We start from the raw sequence: 19,074 nt of genomic DNA on the forward strand, positions 1-19,074 counted from the left end.
TAGAATTTTTTGTATTGACTATTTCAAAAGAAATAATATATAGGGTTACTCTTCAAACTGTATTTTCAATCCAAGCCCTTTGAGCTCATGAAGCAAAACATTAAAAGATTCCGGAATGCCTGGCTCTGGCATCGTGTCTCCTTTAACAATAGCTTCATAAGTTTTAGAACGTCCAACTACATCATCAGATTTTACCGTAAGCATCTCTCTTAATAGATTAGCAGCCCCAAAGGCTTCTAAAGCCCAGACTTCCATCTCACCAAAACGCTGACCTCCAAATTGGGCTTTCCCTCCTAAAGGCTGTTGAGTAATAAGTGAATAAGGCCCTATAGAACGAGCATGCATCTTATCATCTACCATATGTCCTAGTTTAAGCATATAAATAACTCCTACTGTTGTTCGTTGATCAAATCTATCTCCAGTTCCTCCATCGTAAAGATAAGTACTTCCAAAACGGGGAAGACCTGCCTTATCAGTATATTCTGTGATTTGTTCTACCAAGGCTCCATCGAAAATAGGAGTAGCAAATTTCACACCAAGTTTATAACCTGCCCAACCTAGCAAGGTTTCATAAATCTGACCTATATTCATTCTAGAGGGGACTCCTAATGGATTAAGAACTATATCTACAGGCGTGCCATCTTCTAAAAAAGGCATATCTTCATCACGCACAATACGCGCTACAATACCTTTATTTCCGTGTCTACCAGCCATTTTATCACCTACTTTTAGTTTCCGTTTTTTTGCAATGTATACTTTAGCAAGCTTTACTATACCTACAGGCAACTCATCTCCTATTGTAACAGTGAATTTTTTGCGCTTGAGCTCTCCTTGCAAATCTCTTACTTTAATCTTATAATTATGCAATAGTGTTGAAATAAGATGATTAGTAGATTCATCTGAAGTCCATCCTAAAGAAGAAATATTCATATAATCTGGAATGCTATTAATAAGTTTTTGGGTAAACTTACTCCCTACCGGAATTATTTCTTCTTTTAAATCATTAGTAACTCCCTGTGAAATTTTAAATCTTAAAAGAATATAAAGCTTCTCACAAAGAAGGTCATGAAGCTGAGAAAAACTATTTTGAAAATCAATTTCAAAACGCTCAATATCAATCTTATCCTGTACACGTACTTTCTTATCTTTAATACTTCGTGAAAATAACTTTCTATCTATAACAACTCCTGACAACGAAGGTTCAGCTTTTAACGAGGCATCTTTTACATTCCCAGCTTTTTCTCCAAATATAGCTCTAAGAAGCTTTTCTTCAGGAGTAGGATCAGATTCTCCCTTAGGGGTAATTTTGCCTATAAGAATATCTCCGGATTTTACTTGAGCCCCAATACGAATAATCCCATCTTTATCAAGATCTTTCGTGGTTTCTTCACTAAGGTTAGGAATATCACTAGTGAGTTCTTCCATTCCTAGTTTAGTATCACGTACTTCAAGAGAATATTCATCAATATGTAAAGAAGTAAATAAATCTTCACGCACTACACGTTCGGATAGGACAAACGCATCTTCAAAATTATATCCCTTCCAAGGCATAAAAGCAACCAGAAGATTTCTACCTAGCGCTAACTCTCCTTTTTTAGTAGCGTATCCCTCACAAAGGATCTGCCCTTTAATTACATTCATACCTTTTTTTACAGTCGGCCTAAGAGTAATAGTAGTATTTTGGTTTGTCTTACGAAACTTGATTAAGTCATATGTTTTTAACTCGGGTTCAAAACTAATCAGCGCCTCTTCTTGAGTTCTTTGATAACGTATACATATACGATCAGCCTCTGTAAATTCTACTATCCCATCTCCTTCTGCTCTGATAAGTATACGTGAATCAATAGCAATCTTTTTTTCAAGACCAGTCCCCACTATTGGGACTTCAGGACAAAGTAATGGAACAGCTTGTCTCATCATATTTGATCCCATCAAAGCACGATTAGCATCATCATGTTCAAGAAAAGGAACAAGAGAGGCTGAAATAGAAGCAATTTGATTAGGAGCTACGTCAATATAATCCAATTGAACAGGCTCGGCTATAGGGAAATCACCATCTTTACGTGAAATAACTCTATCGTTCGTGAAATATCCATTATCATCAACTTGGGCATTAGCTTGAGCAATAGTTTTGCCTTCTTCTTCTTCAGCTGTAAGATAAACAGAAGATGAGAAATCTACCTTACCCTCTTTTACTTTTCTATAAGGCGTTTCGATAAATCCCATACTATTAATCTTAGCAAAGATACAAAGAGAAGAAATTAACCCTATATTAGGGCCTTCAGGAGTTTCTATGGGACATAATCTTCCATAATGTGTATAATGCACATCTCGCACTTCAAAACCGGCACGTTCTCTCGATAGCCCTCCAGGACCAAGTGCAGATAGCCTTCGTTTATGAGTAACCTCAGAAAGTGGATTAGTCTGATCCATAAATTGAGATAACTGACTTGTCCCGAAAAAAGAATTTATTACCGAAGATAACGTTTTAGCATTGATCAAATCGATAGGCGTAAACACTTCATTATCTCGTACGTTCATACGTTCTCTAATAGTACGAGCCATACGTACAAGCCCTATACTGAATTGTGCTGATAATTGTTCGCCCACTGTTCTTACACGACGATTGGAAAGATTATCAATGTCATCAATCTCTATTTTTGAATTTACTAATTCAATAAGATGTTTTACGATAGAAGTAATATCTTCCTTAGTAAGGACTTGCACCTCTATAGAGGTATCTATACCCAACCGCTTATTTAAGCGATACCTCCCTACCTCTCCAAGACTATAACGTGTTTCAGAAAAAAAGAGCTTCTCAATAACTCCACGAGCAGTTTCCTCATCAGGAGGCTCAGCGCTGCGAAGCTGTCTATAAATATATTCAAGGGCTTCTTTGCCTGAGTTAGTGGGATCTTTTTGGAGAGTATTTTGAATAATAGCGTAATCTGCAATTGTATTAGTACTTTTATACAAAAGTATATTTTCTATACCTGCTTCTATAATCTGATTTATATGTTCTTTTTCAAGAACTATATCGCGATCTAGGATAATCTCATTTCGCTGAATAGAAATAACTTCACCAGTATCTTCATCCACGAAATCTTCTATCCATTTCTTAAGTACACGCGCAGCAATCTTGCAACCAATAAGTCTTTTAATATTACTTTTATTAACTTTAGCTTCTTCAGCTAGATCAAATATTTCAAGAATATCTTTATCCTGCTCATAACCTATAGCCCTAAAAAGTGTTGTAACAGGAAATTTTTTCTTCCGATCTACATAAGCATACATCACATTATTGATATCTGTAGAAAATTCAATCCAAGAACCTTTAAACGGTATAACCCTAGCTGAGTATAAGCGTGTACCATTAGCGTGAAGCGATTGGCTAAAAAATACACCAGGAGAACGATGTAATTGAGAAACCACTACACGTTCAGCTCCATTAATTACAAAAGATCCAGCTGATGTCATGTAAGGGATAGCTCCTAAATAGACATCCTGCACTACAGTTTCAAAATCTTCATGTTCAGGATCCGTACAACAAAGACGCATTCTAGCTTTTAAAGGCACACTAAAAGTAAGCCCTCTTTCGATACATTCTTCAATAGAATATCTTGGAGAATCAACAAAATAATCTAAAAATTCTAGTATAAACTGATTCCGAGTATCGGATATAGGAAAATTTTCCATAAAAGTTTTAAATAAACCTTCATTTTTACGGTTTTCAGATTTAGTTTCTAACTGGAAGAATTCTTGAAAAGACTTGATTTGAATGTCAAGAAAATCGGGATATTCTATTTGTCTTTTTACCGAAGCAAAATTTATTCTTTCTAGATTTTGTTCTATAGGAACCACTGTTTATTTGATTTTTGATAATAATTTACATATAGACAAAACAGGATATCCATTTTTTGAATGGATCTAGTCTTTATTAACTTAGACATAGATTTATTTTAAAATATTTAGTTTAATTCCGCTTCAGCTCCAATTTCTTCAAGTTGTTTTTTTACAGCTTCAGCTTGATCTTTACTAATCCCTTGCTTAATATTTTTAGGCGCACTATCAACTAAATCTTTAGATTCTTTAAGACCAAGACCAGTAAGTTCTTTAACGAGTTTTACAACAGCTAATTTAGAACCACCTGCTGACTTAAGTGCAACATTGAAAGAAGTTTTTTCTTTAGCTAGCTCTGTAATTTCTGGGACCGGAGCAGCAAGGGAAGTAGCAGCTGGCTCAATACCATATTCTTCTTTAAGAATCTTAGCTAAACAAGCCACTTCTGTCACTTTTAGGTTAACTAAAGCTTCTGCTAATTGTTTAATATCTGACATTTCTAAATTATTTTTCGATTTTATATCCTGTAAAGTATTTTATTTTCTTAATAAACTCTCAAGAAGACTTGAAATTTTGTGCCCTCCTGATTGTAATGCACATATAATATTTTTTAAGGGAGCTTCAAGTAAACAAATAATATCACCAAGTAGCTCTTCCTTTGATTTAATGTTTATAAGTATATCTAATTGTTTATCTCCTATAAAAAAAGATTCATCTACATAAGCTCCTTTAAAAGAAGGTTTTTCACTATTATTTTTCTTCCTGAAATCTTTAATAATCCTTGCAGGAAGATTATTAACCTCTGTAGTTATTACAGAAATATTCCCCTTAAGTATATCAAAAAATGTAGAGAATTTTTCTCCTTGTTGTTCCATAGCTTTACGGAACAAAGTATTTTTAACCACCTGAATACGTACCTGAGAATTATGACAATATCTTCTAAATTCAGAAGTTTGTTGCGCATTCATTCCAGAAGTATCAGCTAAATAGATAATATTATTTGAAGACAATAATGAAGCAAGTGCTTTTATATATTGTATTTTTTGTTTTTTTGTCATAAAGTTTTTTTTCTCTATTCCACTATACGCTCTTGACATCTATTTGAATTCCCGGGGTCATAGTCCCTGAAAGAAAGATGCTTTTAATATAAGTTCCTTTAGCTGAAGAGGGTTTTAGACGGTTGAGCGCTTGAATCAATTCAATAGAATTATCTACTAATTTTTCCGGGGTAAAAGAAGATCTACCAATTGAGGTATGGATAATACCATAACGATCAACCTTAAAATTTATTTTTCCGGATTTAACTTCTTTAATAGCTTTACCAATTTCCATGGTAACGGTCCCGCTTTTAGGATTAGGCATTAACCCTCTAGGGCCTAATATCTTACCAAGACGTCCGAGTTTAGGCATCATGATGGGAGTGGTAATAATTAAATCTATATCAGTCCATCCCTGATTGATCTTATCAAGATATTCATTAGATCCAATATAATCAGCGCCCGCCTCCCTTGCTTCTGCTTCTTTATCATAATTTACAAGAGCTAGAACACAAATATTTTTACCTGTGCCATGAGGTAGTGTGACTACACCACGAATCATTTGATTAGCTTTACGTGGGTCTACCCCTAAACGTACAGCAATATCAATAGAAGAATCAAAACGGGTGTAAAGGGAAATTTCTTTTACAATCTCTGACGCCTCAGATAAACTATATTCTTTAGTACGATCATATTTTTGATGAGCTTCTTTTTGTTTTTTAGTAAGCTTTGCCATAATTTATAACATTCTAAGAGTGGAAAGGCGGTTCACCTAAAATTTCTATTCCCATAGATCGAGCTGTCCCAGCCACCATAGACATAGCAGAAGAGAGAGTAAAACAATTTAAATCAGGCATTTTACTTTCTGCAATGCTCTTAATTTGATCCCAACTGATCTTAGCTACCTTAATACGATTAGATTCTTTAGAACCTTTTTTTAAGGAACTTATCTCCATTAACTGTACCGATACAGTAGGTTGTTTTATAACGAAATCAAAAGATTTATCATCATATACAGTTATTAATACAGGTAATAATTGTCCCTTTTTATCCTGTGTACGTGCATTAAACTGCTTACAAAAATCCATAATATTAATACCAGCCGCCCCGCAGGCAGGACCTACAGGAGGCGAAGGATTAGCCGTTCCTCCTTTTATCTGAAGTCTTAGTATTTTTTTTATTTTATTTATCATCGAATTATTTTACTTAAAAAGTATAGCAAGATATTATATGATTTTATCTATTTGAGCAAAATTCAAATCTAAAGGAGTCTTCCTCCCAAAAATTAAAACGGTTAAAGAAACTTTTCTTTTTTCTTCATTAATTTTTTCTACTGTCCCATCAAACCCACTAAAAGGCCCATCGGTAACTTTTACTTTTTCTCCAACGGTAAAAGGAATATTCAACTCAGGATCATTTTCATAAAGCTCATCTATTTTACCTAACATTTTACTAATTTCTGATTTCCTCATAGGAATAGGTTGACCACCTTTACGATCACTTAAAAAAGCAACAACACCCGGAATATTCTTTATTAAATGGAGTATTTCACCTTCTAAAATAGCTTCTATCATCACATAGCCTGGATAATATACTTTTTCCCTTTGGATTTTTTTCCCGTTACGTATTTGTATAACCTTTTCTACGGGGACCAGAACTTGACCTATTTTTTTTTCAAAATCTAAATCACGGATTTCATTTTCTATGTAAACTTTAACTTTATTCTCTTTACCACTAGCAGTTTTAAGAACATACCACTTTTTCTCTAATACGTTCATGATTTATTTAAAAAATCAAAAATGAACAGAAAAAATCTTTTGAAGAACCCATATAAAAATTTCATCTATAATATAGAAAGTAACAGATAACATCATAATTGAGATAGCCACCATTCTAGTAGAGAATTGTAATTCATCCCATTTAGGCCAAGTAATTTTTCGCACAAATTCATCGTACACGCCTAATAAAAAATTTGATTTATCCATTGATATTTAGCTTTTTTTTTTGCACGGACGGTAAGACTCGAACTCACGACCCTCGGTTTTGGAGACCGATGCTCTGCCAACTGAGCTACGTCCGTCTTTATTAATATTAATGAATGAGTTTAAAGAAAAACATTGTTTTAAAATTATGCTCTTTCTCTACTACATTCTATAGCACTAGAAAGAAATAGTAAAATTTAATCCAGGATTTCTATAACTTGACCAGCACCAACAGTACGCCCTCCCTCACGAATAGCAAATCGCAATCCCTTATCCATAGCTACGGGCTGGATTAATTCTACAATAACTGAAATATTATCACCAGGCATTACCATTTCTACACCATCAGAAAGATAAATCTCACCAGTGACATCAGTAGTACGAAGATAGAATTGGGGACGATATTTATTGTGAAAAGGTGTATGGCGCCCTCCTTCCTCTTTGGAGAGTATATATACTTCAGCTTTAAACTTTTTATGCGGTTTTATTGAATTAGGTTTCCCTATAACCATACCTCGGCGTATATCTATTTTTTCAATACCACGTAATAATAATCCAACATTATCACCTGCTTGTCCTTTATCTAGGATCTTCCTGAACATCTCTACCCCTGTAACAGTAGAAGTAAGCTTCTTATCACTCATACCTACAATCTCTACAGCATCTCCTGAATTAATAATTCCAGTTTCAATGCGACCGGTAGCTACTGTGCCTCGCCCTGTAATAGTAAATATATCTTCAACAGGCATTAAAAAAGGTTTATCGATATCCCGAATAGGATTAGGGATATAATTATCTACTGCTAACATTAGCTCGTTCACTTTTTCTACCCATTTATTCTCTCCATTAAGAGCTCCAAGAGCAGATCCCTGAATAATGGGAGTATTATCTCCATCAAAATCGTACTTTGAAAGCAATTCACGGAGTTCCATTTCTACAAGCTCTAATAACTCTGGATCATCTACCGCATCAACTTTATTCATAAAAACCACTAACTGTGGTACACCTACTTGTCGTGCTAAAAGTATATGTTCACGAGTTTGAGGCATAGGGCCATCTGTAGCAGCTACCACAAGAATAGCGCCATCCATTTGAGCAGCACCAGTTATCATGTTTTTTACATAATCAGCGTGTCCGGGACAATCTACGTGTGCATAATGGCGATTAACTGTCTGATATTCTACATGAGAAGTATTAATAGTAATACCGCGCTCTTTCTCTTCAGGAGCATTGTCGATGGAGCTAAAGTCTTTCTTCTCAGCTAACCCTTGAGCAGATAAAACTGCAGTAATAGAAGCGGTTAAAGTCGTCTTGCCATGATCTACATGACCTATGGTGCCTATATTCAAATGGGGTTTATCACGCTTAAATGTTTCTTTTGCCATAATCAACAATAATTTCTATTTGAGATTTAAATTTAAACTACTTCATTACACCTCTTTGAGCCAATGATGGGAATTGAACCCATGACCTCTTCCTTACCAAGGAAGCGCTCTGCCCCTGAGCTACATCGGCAAGAGTCTCAAAAACAGAGCGGGAGACGGGACTCGAACCCGCGACGTTCGGCTTGGAAGGCTGATGCTCTACCAACTGAGCTACTCCCGCACATTTTATGAATATTTTATTGATTTTTAATATTTTTTAAAGTAAAACCGTGGGGAGAGCAGGATTCGAACCTGCGAAGGCGTATACCAACAGATTTACAGTCTGCCCTCGTTAGCCGCTTGAGTATCTCCCCAATCATTTAAATATTAATGAGCCGGTGAAGGGATTCGAACCCCTGACCCCGAGATTACAAATCACGTGCTCTAGCCAGCTGAGCTACACCGGCATCATATATCAATTATTCTCAATAAAAAATACAAAGAACCCCAGTAATGAACTGGAGTGTAAATGTAAAAATATTTTGATTATTTTCAAAAAACACTGTAAATTTTATCACAAAATATCATATGCTTTTTTATATTTTAATCGCTTTTTAAAATATTATTTTAACTATAATCCTAATTATATTTAGGGAAAATATAATATGCATTATTTGAGCTTTAAGTAAAGAAGAACCCTATTGAAAAAATCTAAGATTTTATGAATCAAGGAAAAACTGCTATAATGCAACCTCAGTTATCAAGGAACGTTAAAAGTCATATTTTTTTTCAAAAACCGCCTTACGTGTCTGATTATATTCTTTAATTAAAGTATCAAAAACATTATCTACGGTTTCAATGGAATCAATAAGAATTGAAATTTGACCTACTTCAAGTTCTCCGTTTTCTATGTCGCCCTTGAAAATTCCCTTACGTAATCGTTCCTTTCCTAAATATTTCCTAAGTTCGTCTATATGAAGGCCTTTTTTATAAATTTTTTGGATATTTTCATAGAAAGTATTTTTAAGCATTCTAACTGGAGATATCTCTTTAAGGGTTAATTGAGTATCCCCTTCTTTAGCAGCAATTACAGCGGTTTTAAAATTAGGATGAGCAGAAGATTCGAAAGTAGCTATCCAACGTGAGCCAATTTGGACTCCCTCTGCTCCTAAAGCTATAGCCGCTAATATAGCAGATCCTGTAGCTATACCTCCTGCTGCAATCAAAGGCAGTTTCGTAGCTCGTCTTATAATAGGAATCAAACAAAAACTTGTAGTTTCTTCACGACCATTATGACCTCCTGCTTCAAATCCTTCAGCTACAATAGCATTTACTCCTGCTTGTTGAGCTTTAAGCGCAAATTTCGTGCTTGATACGACATGGGCAACTTTAATTCCTTTATTTTGTAGTTTTTTAGTCCATAAATTAGGATCCCCCCCTGAAGTAAAAACAATCTTCACTTTTTCTTGGATTAAGACTTCAATTTGTGTTTCGATATTTTCGTAAAGCAAAGGAAGATTTATGCCAAAAGGTTTTTGAGTAGCCATACGACATTTTTGAATATGTTCACAAAGTACCTCAGGAGTCATACTGCCAGCACCAATAAGCCCTAACCCCCCATTTTGACTCACTCTGCTAGCTAAACGCCATCCACTAACCCAAACCATTCCTCCTTGTATGATAGGATAACGTATATTAAATAGATCCGTAATACGATTTTTCATTATTAATGTATTAGGAAATCATGCCTGATCCAATAAGTTCTTCATTTATATACCATGCGGAAAATTGCCCTTCAGTAATGGATGCCTGTAGGCTTTTAAATACGGTATAAAGCCCGTCCTCTTCTTTATATAAACATGCTTCTTGTAAAGTTTGTCTATAACGTATACGACATTTTACTTTTAAATTTTCCCCTTTATGTAATAATAGATCTGGACGTATCCAATGGATATCATTTTCCTTTACAAAAAATGCCCTTTTGTAAAGACCAGGATGATTTTTGCCCATTCCAACATAAACTATGTTTTGTTCGATATCTGTATCAAGAACAAATAGTTTTTTAGCATACCCGCCTATATGTAGACCTTTACACTGTCCCTTAGTAAAATAGTGAGCCCCTGAGTGTTGCCCTATGATCTTTCCGTAGGCTCTACCATATAGATAATTTTTGGCTATAAGAGCGTGTTCTTCTTTACTAGACTCAGGCAATTCTCTACTTTTATTATAAATATCTGAATTAAAAGGAATTTTTATAATATCTCCAGTTTTAGATTTGAGTTTTTGCCCTAAAAATATAGGTAGTCTGACTTTACCTATAAAACAAAGACCTTGTGAATCTTTTTTTTTAGCAGTTACTAAATTAGCTTCTTTAGCATATTTTCTTACTTCTTTTTTTTCAAGTTCTCCAATAGGGAATAAACTTTTGCTAAGTTGCCATTGATTAAGCTGGCACAAAAAATAAGATTGATCTTTTCCTTTATCAATACCAGCTAATAAGTGATATATAGTTTGTTTGCCTTTAAAAGATTTTTTACATCGCGCGTAATGACCCGTGGCAATAAAATCAGCATTTAGAGAAAGTGCTTTTTTAAGAAAAAAATCAAATTTGATTTCCTTATTGCACAAGACATCAGGATTGGGCGTACGCCCACTAGCATATTCTTTAAACATATAATTAAGAATATATTTTTTATATATTTTACTCATATCGATAATATGGAAAGGGATATCTAACTGTTGAGCAACTAACATCGCATCTATACTATCCTCTATCCAAGGACATCTTTTATCAGTAATTAAGCTAGTGTCATCCCAATTACGCATAAAAATCCCTATTACTTCGTAATTTTGTCGCTTTAACAGCATTGCTGCTACGCTAGAATCTACTCCTCCAGAGAGACCAACCACTACTCTTGACATATCGTTTTTATAGAATAAATATTATATCTTATTTCTTTAATAATAATACGAGTAGTAAAATAAATTATATGCTGTTTTACAAAAACTTAAAAATGTAAATCTCTACCTATATTTTTTTTATGCTCCTGTAATATTTTATCTTTCTTTGTATTAAGAGATATACTTTAAAATATTTAAATATATTCTTTTAGATTTAAGATAGGCTTAAAAATTAGAATAAAAATCACTGTCTTACTTAGTGCTAAGTAAAACAGTGATTTTTATTCTAAAAAACAAATTTAAAAAAAAAGTGAAAAAAATTGTTTATAGTCTAGAATATTTATTTATTACTATTACATCTTATTAAGATGGGGGTTATCTTATATCCTTATATAATTTTACATAAATTTTTTAAAATCTCAATATGAGTTATATTCATTAATTAATGAATTAACTAACTATTTTCGGGTTGATCATTAAAAAGATAGAATTTAGAATTATGAGGGGGAGAGGGGCTACAATGAGTATAGAAATCTATAAGTTTTTGACAAACTTTTAGAACTAAATATTAACTATAAAATTAGAAAAAAATATTGCTTTAGTAAAGCACGTAATTAAAATGAACAGGTAATATAAAACTATATTGTTATAGCTTTTTAAGTAAAAAAGTTATTCACTTAGGAAAGTAGATATAAAAATCACATCTCAAAGATCTTTTTTCTTAAAAAAAAACATTAAAGACAAACACAAATTTTTTTATAAGATATTTAATTATGGCATATAAATTAGCTTCTTAAGCTTAAGTTCCTTAAAGAGGTTATATATTTTTTTTTAACTAAAAATGTATAAATCAAATTTTTCCTTTTACAAAGGAAAGAGTTAAAAAACTTATCTTGAATCTGTTATACAACTAAATTTCTAGTAACAATAACTCCTATTATTAAAATAATATATCTTTAATAAACATTTATTAATATTCTCAATCTTTAAATATTTTATTTTTTTTCTTTACTTATATAAAGTAAGATGTTTAATGAAATCATGACATTATGATAGCTACTTTATATAAGGAACAGACTAATTTCTTTCTACTATCATCATGACAGTTTTTCCTATTTTTGTATTATTCAAAAACGATTATGATTTTATTTAAGGAACTTCCCGTATCGAATACGAATCAAAGAAAAATAACTTATACCCATCCATCCATAAAGTTTAAGCGCAAACTCTATTTGGAAAGTTACGGATGTCAAATGAATTTTTCAGATAGCGAAATTGTCATTTCTATCTTAACTAATGAAGGGTTTATCTCTGTTTCAGAGCCAATTCAGGCAGACCTTATATTACTTAATACCTGTTCTATAAGAGAAAATGCTGAACAGACTATTCGTAAACGTCTAGTTCATCTTCAATTTCTTAAAAAGAAAAGACCGGAACTTATAATAGGAATTTTAGGATGTATGGCAGAGCGTCTTAAATATCAATGGCTTGAACAGGAAAAAATAGTAGATTTAGTTGTGGGTCCTGATGCCTATCGCGATCTTCCCAATTTAATTCATAATGTAGAAGAAGGGAAAAGTGCTATTAACGTAATTTTTTCGAAAGAGGAAACTTACGCTGATATCAATCCTATACGTTTAGTTGGAAACGGAATTACGGCTTTTGTTACTATTATGCGAGGTTGCGATAATATGTGTACTTTCTGCGTAGTACCTATCACACGCGGCAGAGAACGCAGTAGAGATCCTTATAGTATAGTGCTTGAATGTCAAGATCTTTATAGTAAAGGGTATAAAGAAATAACCTTATTAGGACAAAATGTAGACTCTTATTTATGGTATGGGGGAGGAGTGAAAAAAGAGTTTTTAAAAGCCTCTTTAATACAACAGGTTACTGCTATTGATTTTGCAGATTTGCTTGGTTTAATAGCCCGTAAATTGCCTGAAATGCGTATTCGTTTTTCTACTTCTAATCCTCATGATATGTCTGAGAAAGTACTTAAGATTATAGCTCATTATTCAAATATTTGTAAGTATATACATTTACCAGTACAATCAGGAAGTACAGAAATACTTAGGAAAATGAATCGACGTTATACGCGAGAGCAGTATATAGAACTTATCGATAAGATACGACAACTTATACCTGATTGTGCTATATCTCACGACATAATTTCAGGTTTTTGTGGTGAAACTCAACAGGATCATGAGTTGACACTTAATTTGATGGAATATGTATGCTATGATTTTGGTTATATGTTTGCCTATTCTGTAAGACCTGGAACGCCTGCAGAGAAGCAACTAATTGATGATGTCCCCTATAAGATAAAGAAAAAACGTCTTAAAGAGATCATTGATTTACAACGTCAACATTCCTATAAACGTATGCAAGAACATACGGGGAAAATACATGAAGTTCTTATAGAGGGGACTTCGAAAAAAAATTTAGACTACTGGTACGGAAGAAACTCACAAAATGCTGTAGTGGTATTTCCTAAAAAATCTTATAAGCTGGGAAATTTAGTAAAAGTACAAGTGGATCACTGTACTTCTGCAACGCTTATTGGTAAGGGCATTTCAGTTATATAAAAGTCATGGAAACTATTCAAAGCATTAAACAACGCTTTAGAATCATAGGCAATGATCCGGCATTAAATAGAGCCTTGGAAAAGGCTATACAGGTAGCGCCTACCGATATATCGGTACTTGTCGTTGGAGAGAGTGGTGTGGGGAAAGAATTTATTCCAAAGATTATTCATCAGCTTTCCAAAAGGAAACATCACTCTTATATTGCCGTAAATTGCGGTGCCCTTCCCGAAGGGACTATAGATAGTGAGCTTTTTGGTCATGAAAAAGGATCTTTTACAGGGGCTACCGGCCTACGCAAGGGTTATTTTGAATCTGCAGATAGAGGCACGATATTTCTAGATGAAGTAGGCGAATTGCCCTTGATTACACAAGTTAGGCTTTTAAGAGTTTTAGAATCAGGAGAATTTCTTAAGGTAGGCTCTTCTCAAATTCAAAAAACAGACGTTAGAATTATAGCTGCTACTAATATTAATGTTCTTGAAGCAATTAAAAAAAATCATTTTCGTGAGGATCTTTATTATAGACTTAATACTGTTCAAATTGATCTCCCCTCCTTACGTAAAAGACGAAATGATATAGAGTTGCTTTTTAAAAAGTTTGCTCAAGACTTTGCTGAAAAATATCGCATTCCTATGATAGGGTTAAATAGTAAATCTATGGCATATGTAGAAAATTACCTCTGGCCTGGAAATATTCGGCAACTAAGAAATTTTGTTGAGCAACTCTCAGTTGTAGAGATTAACAGAGAAATTTCTATTGATAAAATCAAAGAATATCTTCCCGAGAATATACCTTTACTCTCACCGGCTACTGTTTCAACCGAAATTTCCAGACAAGATTTTGGAGGTGAACGAGACTTGCTCTACAAGATATTATTTGAGATACGCAAAGATATTAATGATTTAACATCATTAATACTTGAATTTATTCGTTCCCATACGGGAGATATTTCACATTTTGAGCAAAAACATCCAAAATTGGTAAAAAAAGTTTTTGGAGATTTACCTACACACAAAGGAGAATCTATAAATCCTAACCCGATATATCATCTTGAAAAAGCTGATGAGATAAATATAACGGATGAAGAGTCTGATTATGAGGAAATTAATGAAGAACAAGAACATCGTTTGATTTTGGAATCATTATCTTTACAGGAAAAAGAAATAGAACTTATTCAAAAAGCATTAAAACGTAATGATGGAAAACGTAAAGTAGCAGCTCAAGAATTAGGGATATCCGAACGTACCCTTTATAGAAAAATAAAACAATATGGTCTTTAAATCCCCTTTAAGTATGAATCACGTTTTTTTTTCTTATGCTATTATCGAGCTGTTCCAGTTTTTCAAGAGATTTTCCCCTTATAAATCCAGAGATAACCCCCATCCAAATCATTCAGGCAGTGGATAACTCATCTTTCCCCGGTATAAAGTTATTACCTACTTTTATGAAAGAGTTACGAAATATTTTCAGGAGTTACACGAATTTGCAACTTTCCTAGAATGAAGCGGATCTTGTTTTAAGAGAGGAATTCCTCGAATATAAACAAACCCCTATAAATATAGAGAATAACAAAACGCAAAAGACATGTCTTACTATAAATCTTCGCGTATATTATATTAATAAAAAAGTCCCAAAGAAAAAAATTTGAACAAGATTTTGAGGCTGAAGAAGAATTTCTAATAAACGAAACACTATTTTCAGAATCAGTACAAAGTGTACTAGTACCAGTAATAGTAGATCGGTTAGTAACCGATATTTTTAATAAAATATATAATGATTGGTAATAAAAAATGAATAATCTAAAAATTATTAATCCCTATCAGAATATATTATTTTTATATTATTCATTTTTTATTACTCTCTTCATTTATTAAAATATAGCAAGAATATATTTTAAAAAACCTCTTTAAGAGACTTAATAAAAGTAAATCTTGCAAAAACTAATAATGCTTTATTTAGATATGATACTACGATGCATTTTTAATCAATATCCCTAAATTTTAGGGAGGGATGGGGAAGAGGAGGGGACATTATATCTTATGCAGATATAAAATTTTGATAAGAAGAATAAAAAAATCAAAACTATATAGCAATCCTCCTATATTTAAATAGGGGTTTTTACTTAAAAAAACATATACTATCGTAAAATTCAAAACTTATTCTAAATTATATTAAATAAATGAGAAGAATGACTTCATGACAGAAAGATTATCATTCTAACTATGGGTTATAAAAAATACGACTAAAGCCTTAAAATTATGAATGATATACTTATTTTTGAAATATTTTAAAAAAAAAAACAGTTTCTTTGTATAAAACACGTGTTTTGATAAAGAAAAAAAATAAAATAATATGAATATCCAATTATGTACATACTTATAGCTATACTTCTTATTATTGTTTCTTTTCTGCTTTTAATGATCATCATGATTCAAAATCCAAAAGGAGGAGGGCTATCACAAGGTTTTGAAAGTCATAACATGCAAATGTTTGGAGAACAACGCACTAGTAATTTTTTCGAAAAAACCACTTGGATATTTTTCTTCATCTTATTTATTCTAATATTGCTATTTAATTATTTTATTAAAACTTAGCTATCGTTTTTTTTAGATGGGTAAGAGTTAGATTTTTTATATTGAAATGTCAAATTGTCTTTATTAAAAGAAATTTTGTCTTACTTATTGAAGTTAGTAAAACTTGGCATATTTTTCGCCCTATCGTTGGTAGTCTTAAAAATATTTAAAGCTATGGTAAATGTAAGAATTAAGCCTCTAGCCGATAGGGTGCTAGTCCAACCTGATGCAGCGGAAACTAAGACCTCTTCAGGTATTATCATCCCCGATACGGCTAAGGAAAAACCTCAGCAAGGTAAAGTGGTAGCTATAGGAACAGGCAAGAAAGATGAGCCTATGACTGTAAAGGTGGGAGATAAAGTATTATACGGAAAATATTCAGGTACGGAAATGAAACATGAAGGAGAAGATTATCTAATCATGAGAGAATCTGATATATTAGCAATCATTTAAAAAAAACAATGATTAAAAAACAAAATTAATTATGGCAAAGGACATCAAATTTGATATTGAAGCAAGAGATAAGTTAAAAAAAGGAGTTGACAAACTTGCTGATGCGGTTCGTGTTACCTTAGGGCCTAGAGGTTGTAATGTGGTATTACAAAAATCTTTTGGAGCGCCACAAGTGACTAAAGATGGTGTTTCAGTAGCTAAGGAGATTGATCTCGAAGATGCTATCGAGAACCTAGGGGCTCAAATGGTAAAGGAAGTTGCCTCTAAAACAAATGACGTAGCTGGGGATGGTACTACTACAGCTACTGTATTAGCTCAAGCTATTGTCCGCGAAGGACTTAAAAATGTTGCCGCGGGGGCTAATCCTATGGATTTAAAAAGAGGGATCGACAAGGCAGTAGAAAATGTAATTTTAGATCTTAAAAAACAATCTCAACAAGTTGAGGTAGGCAGCCAGAAAATTGAGCAAGTAGCCTCTATATCAGCTAACAACGATAAAGTTACTGGTATGCTTATCGCTGAAGCTTTCAGCAAGGTAGGTAAAGAGGGAGTTATCACGGTAGAAGAGGCTAAGGGAACTGAAACATATGTAGACGTAGTAGAAGGCATGCAGTTTGATCGTGGCTATCAATCTCCTTATTTTGTCACTAACACTGAAAAGATGATCACAGATCTAGATAATCCTTATATCTTGCTTTGTGATAAGAAAATTTCAGTTATGAAGGATTTACTTTCAATCCTCGAGCCTGTTGCCCAATCTGGGAAGCCTTTATTGATCATAGCTGAAGAGGTAGACGGAGAGGCTTTAGCTACTCTAGTAGTTAATAAAATTCGTGGGGCTCTAAAGGTGGCTGCTGTAAAAGCTCCTGGATTTGGAGACAGAAGAAAGGCTATGCTTGAAGATATAGCTATTTTAACCGGTGGTACCGTAATTTCTGAAGAAACTGGTACAAAGTTAGAAGACACTAAAATTGATATGTTAGGTCGTGCTGAACGAGTAAGTATAGATAAGGATAATACTACTATCGTTAATGGATCAGGCAATAAGAAATGTATTGAAGGCCGGGTTCATCAAATCAAAGCTCAAATTGAGAATACTACCTCAGATTATGACAAAGAAAAGCTTCAGGAACGCCTGGCTAAATTAGCTGGAGGTGTAGCTGTGCTTTATGTAGGTGCTGCCTCAGAGGTAGAAATGAAAGAGAAAAAAGATCGTGTAGATGATGCTCTACATGCTACTCGTGCTGCAGTTGAAGAAGGTATTGTTGCAGGAGGTGGTGTAGCTTTAGTTCGTAGTGTTAATTCGCTCAAAAATCTAAAGGGAGATAATTCGGATCAAGACACAGGTATTCAAATAGTCAGAAGATCTCTTGAAGAGCCATTGCGTCAGATCGTAGCAAATGCTGGCGGGGAAGGTTCTGTGGTAATATCAAAGGTAGCTGAGGGTAAAGATGATTTTGGTTATGATGCTAAAGAAGGAGAGTATAAAAATATGATCATTCATGGTATAATTGACCCAACTAAAGTTACTCGCGTAGCCTTAGAGAACGCTGCTTCAGTAGCAGGTATGCTACTTACTACTGAGTGTGTTGTTACTGATATTAAAAAAGACGAACCTGCTGCGCCTCCAATGCCGGGAGGTGGAATGGGAGGTATGATGTAATCATCTCTAACAATATAGATATCTTTTTATTAAAAAATCCGTAACATTTTGATAATGTTACGGATTTTTTTTATAAAAACTATTTATGACTCCCTCTCTAATTAGAGAAAAAAGATTAAAACAAATAATATAAATTTTAACTTTAAAATAATAACGTTATTATAAGCTTTTTGAGAACCTTATCATAAGGCAAGTTACTTCTATTATAACTTCTATAAAATAAAAAGGGCACCTTCTTCTTTATAGAAGGGCCGTTTTACTTATTATTCAGTAATAAATACCCGTTTAATATTAATCAAAAAGATTATATTTTTTCCCTTATTATACTTTTCAGTAAAAGTAAATATTAACTTATTGTATTTTCGTTTTTAATATTCACCCTTTTAGGCTCCTCCTCCTCCCTAAGGAGGAGTTCTTATAGTCACAGAAAAAAAACTAAAAGGGTAAATATTAAAAAATTGTTAAATTATCTATAACTTATATATTAAGTGATATAATACTAATAATGCTGTTACGATTACTTTAATATTTAAAATATAAGAATTTTATTAAAAAGTCATAAAATTATATACCAATTGTCTTAATATAAGATTAGGTAATAATTCATATAGTTTCATCTATATAAATAAAACTATATGAATTATTACTTAGAATATTGGGTTATAGCAAGTTT

Annotated in this window: 15 protein-coding genes and 5 tRNA genes; 5 read left to right on the forward strand and 15 right to left on the reverse strand. The window is 33.1% G+C overall.

Going from position 1 to position 19,074, the window contains the following annotated elements:
* Positions 1-45: 45 nt before the first annotated feature.
* The 15 genes from rpoB to mnmA form a co-directional block, all read right to left on the reverse strand.
* On the reverse strand, positions 46-3,852 hold the full coding sequence (rpoB, locus tag ACUBP5_RS00095; RefSeq protein ID WP_482168623.1) for a DNA-directed RNA polymerase subunit beta: 3,807 nt from the start codon (positions 3,850-3,852) through the stop codon (positions 46-48).
* A gap of 116 nt (positions 3,853-3,968) precedes the next feature.
* Positions 3,969-4,337: a 50S ribosomal protein L7/L12 gene (gene rplL / locus ACUBP5_RS00100; RefSeq protein WP_482168292.1), complete on the reverse strand. Its 369-nt coding sequence runs from the start codon at positions 4,335-4,337 to the stop codon at positions 3,969-3,971.
* A 39-nt stretch (positions 4,338-4,376) separates the two neighbouring features.
* Positions 4,377-4,898 (reverse strand): 50S ribosomal protein L10, encoded by a 522-nt coding sequence (gene rplJ, locus ACUBP5_RS00105; protein ID WP_482168293.1) that lies wholly within the window; start codon positions 4,896-4,898, stop codon positions 4,377-4,379.
* Between the two features lie 22 nt (positions 4,899-4,920).
* Entirely contained in the window at positions 4,921-5,613 is a 693-nt protein-coding gene (gene rplA, locus ACUBP5_RS00110) for a 50S ribosomal protein L1 (RefSeq protein ID WP_482168294.1), read from the reverse strand.
* A 13-nt stretch (positions 5,614-5,626) separates the two neighbouring features.
* Positions 5,627-6,070 (reverse strand): 50S ribosomal protein L11, encoded by a 444-nt coding sequence (gene rplK, locus ACUBP5_RS00115; protein ID WP_482168295.1) that lies wholly within the window; start codon positions 6,068-6,070, stop codon positions 5,627-5,629.
* 33 nt (positions 6,071-6,103) lie between these two features.
* Entirely contained in the window at positions 6,104-6,655 is a 552-nt protein-coding gene (gene nusG / locus ACUBP5_RS00120) for a transcription termination/antitermination protein NusG (RefSeq protein ID WP_482168296.1), read from the reverse strand.
* A gap of 15 nt (positions 6,656-6,670) precedes the next feature.
* Complete coding sequence (gene secE / locus ACUBP5_RS00125) at positions 6,671-6,862, reverse strand: preprotein translocase subunit SecE (protein ID WP_482168297.1); 192 nt, start codon at positions 6,860-6,862, stop codon at positions 6,671-6,673.
* A gap of 22 nt (positions 6,863-6,884) precedes the next feature.
* Positions 6,885-6,957 (reverse strand) — tRNA-Trp (locus ACUBP5_RS00130).
* A gap of 99 nt (positions 6,958-7,056) precedes the next feature.
* The gene (gene tuf, locus ACUBP5_RS00135) at positions 7,057-8,244 is read right to left on the reverse strand and encodes an elongation factor Tu (RefSeq protein ID WP_482168298.1); all 1,188 of its coding nucleotides are present in this window, start codon (positions 8,242-8,244) and stop codon (positions 7,057-7,059) included.
* Between the two features lie 58 nt (positions 8,245-8,302).
* Positions 8,303-8,374: transfer RNA gene (locus ACUBP5_RS00140), tRNA-Thr, on the reverse strand.
* Between the two features lie 17 nt (positions 8,375-8,391).
* A tRNA-Gly gene (locus tag ACUBP5_RS00145) sits at positions 8,392-8,464 on the reverse strand.
* A 50-nt stretch (positions 8,465-8,514) separates the two neighbouring features.
* Positions 8,515-8,597, reverse strand: a tRNA-Tyr gene (locus tag ACUBP5_RS00150).
* A 19-nt stretch (positions 8,598-8,616) separates the two neighbouring features.
* Positions 8,617-8,690, reverse strand: a tRNA-Thr gene (locus ACUBP5_RS00155).
* A gap of 303 nt (positions 8,691-8,993) precedes the next feature.
* Entirely contained in the window at positions 8,994-9,947 is a 954-nt protein-coding gene (locus ACUBP5_RS00160) for an NAD(P)H-dependent flavin oxidoreductase (RefSeq protein ID WP_482168299.1), read from the reverse strand.
* A 10-nt stretch (positions 9,948-9,957) separates the two neighbouring features.
* The gene (gene mnmA, locus ACUBP5_RS00165) at positions 9,958-11,145 is read right to left on the reverse strand and encodes a tRNA 2-thiouridine(34) synthase MnmA (RefSeq protein WP_482168300.1); all 1,188 of its coding nucleotides are present in this window, start codon (positions 11,143-11,145) and stop codon (positions 9,958-9,960) included.
* 1,118 nt (positions 11,146-12,263) lie between these two features.
* Here mnmA and miaB point away from each other — a divergent pair.
* From miaB to groL, 5 genes are all read left to right on the forward strand, one after another.
* A complete protein-coding gene (miaB, locus tag ACUBP5_RS00170; protein ID WP_482168301.1) occupies positions 12,264-13,712 on the forward strand; it encodes a tRNA (N6-isopentenyl adenosine(37)-C2)-methylthiotransferase MiaB in 1,449 nt (482 codons plus the stop codon).
* A gap of 5 nt (positions 13,713-13,717) precedes the next feature.
* Positions 13,718-14,992, forward strand: coding sequence for a sigma 54-interacting transcriptional regulator (locus tag ACUBP5_RS00175; protein WP_482168302.1), 1,275 nt, complete (start codon positions 13,718-13,720; stop codon positions 14,990-14,992).
* A 1,086-nt stretch (positions 14,993-16,078) separates the two neighbouring features.
* A complete protein-coding gene (gene secG / locus ACUBP5_RS00180) occupies positions 16,079-16,306 on the forward strand; it encodes a preprotein translocase subunit SecG (RefSeq protein WP_482168303.1) in 228 nt (75 codons plus the stop codon).
* Positions 16,307-16,459: 153 nt separating this feature from the next.
* Positions 16,460-16,738, forward strand: coding sequence for a co-chaperone GroES (locus tag ACUBP5_RS00185; RefSeq protein WP_482168624.1), 279 nt, complete (start codon positions 16,460-16,462; stop codon positions 16,736-16,738).
* Positions 16,739-16,769: 31 nt separating this feature from the next.
* On the forward strand, positions 16,770-18,401 hold the full coding sequence (groL, locus tag ACUBP5_RS00190) for a chaperonin GroEL (RefSeq protein ID WP_482168304.1): 1,632 nt from the start codon (positions 16,770-16,772) through the stop codon (positions 18,399-18,401).
* Positions 18,402-19,074: the final 673 nt, after the last annotated feature.

The sequence above is a fragment of the Candidatus Insignibacter tubulum genome, assembly GCF_056790205.1.

Coding starts and splice junctions, on each gene's coding strand:
- rplL (WP_482168292.1), bottom strand. CDS start 4,337: ATGTCAGATATTAAACAATTAGCAGAAGCTTTAGTTAACCTAAAAGTG.
- rplJ (WP_482168293.1), bottom strand. CDS start 4,898: ATGACAAAAAAACAAAAAATACAATATATAAAAGCACTTGCTTCATTA.
- rplA (WP_482168294.1), bottom strand. CDS start 5,613: ATGGCAAAGCTTACTAAAAAACAAAAAGAAGCTCATCAAAAATATGAT.
- rplK (WP_482168295.1), bottom strand. CDS start 6,070: ATGATAAATAAAATAAAAAAAATACTAAGACTTCAGATAAAAGGAGGA.
- nusG (WP_482168296.1), bottom strand. CDS start 6,655: ATGAACGTATTAGAGAAAAAGTGGTATGTTCTTAAAACTGCTAGTGGT.
- secE (WP_482168297.1), bottom strand. CDS start 6,862: ATGGATAAATCAAATTTTTTATTAGGCGTGTACGATGAATTTGTGCGA.
- tuf (WP_482168298.1), bottom strand. CDS start 8,244: ATGGCAAAAGAAACATTTAAGCGTGATAAACCCCATTTGAATATAGGC.
- ACUBP5_RS00160 (WP_482168299.1), bottom strand. CDS start 9,947: ATGAAAAATCGTATTACGGATCTATTTAATATACGTTATCCTATCATA.
- mnmA (WP_482168300.1), bottom strand. CDS start 11,145: ATGTCAAGAGTAGTGGTTGGTCTCTCTGGAGGAGTAGATTCTAGCGTA.
- miaB (WP_482168301.1), top strand. CDS start 12,264: ATGATTTTATTTAAGGAACTTCCCGTATCGAATACGAATCAAAGAAAA.
- ACUBP5_RS00175 (WP_482168302.1), top strand. CDS start 13,718: ATGGAAACTATTCAAAGCATTAAACAACGCTTTAGAATCATAGGCAAT.
- secG (WP_482168303.1), top strand. CDS start 16,079: ATGTACATACTTATAGCTATACTTCTTATTATTGTTTCTTTTCTGCTT.
- ACUBP5_RS00185 (WP_482168624.1), top strand. CDS start 16,460: ATGGTAAATGTAAGAATTAAGCCTCTAGCCGATAGGGTGCTAGTCCAA.
- groL (WP_482168304.1), top strand. CDS start 16,770: ATGGCAAAGGACATCAAATTTGATATTGAAGCAAGAGATAAGTTAAAA.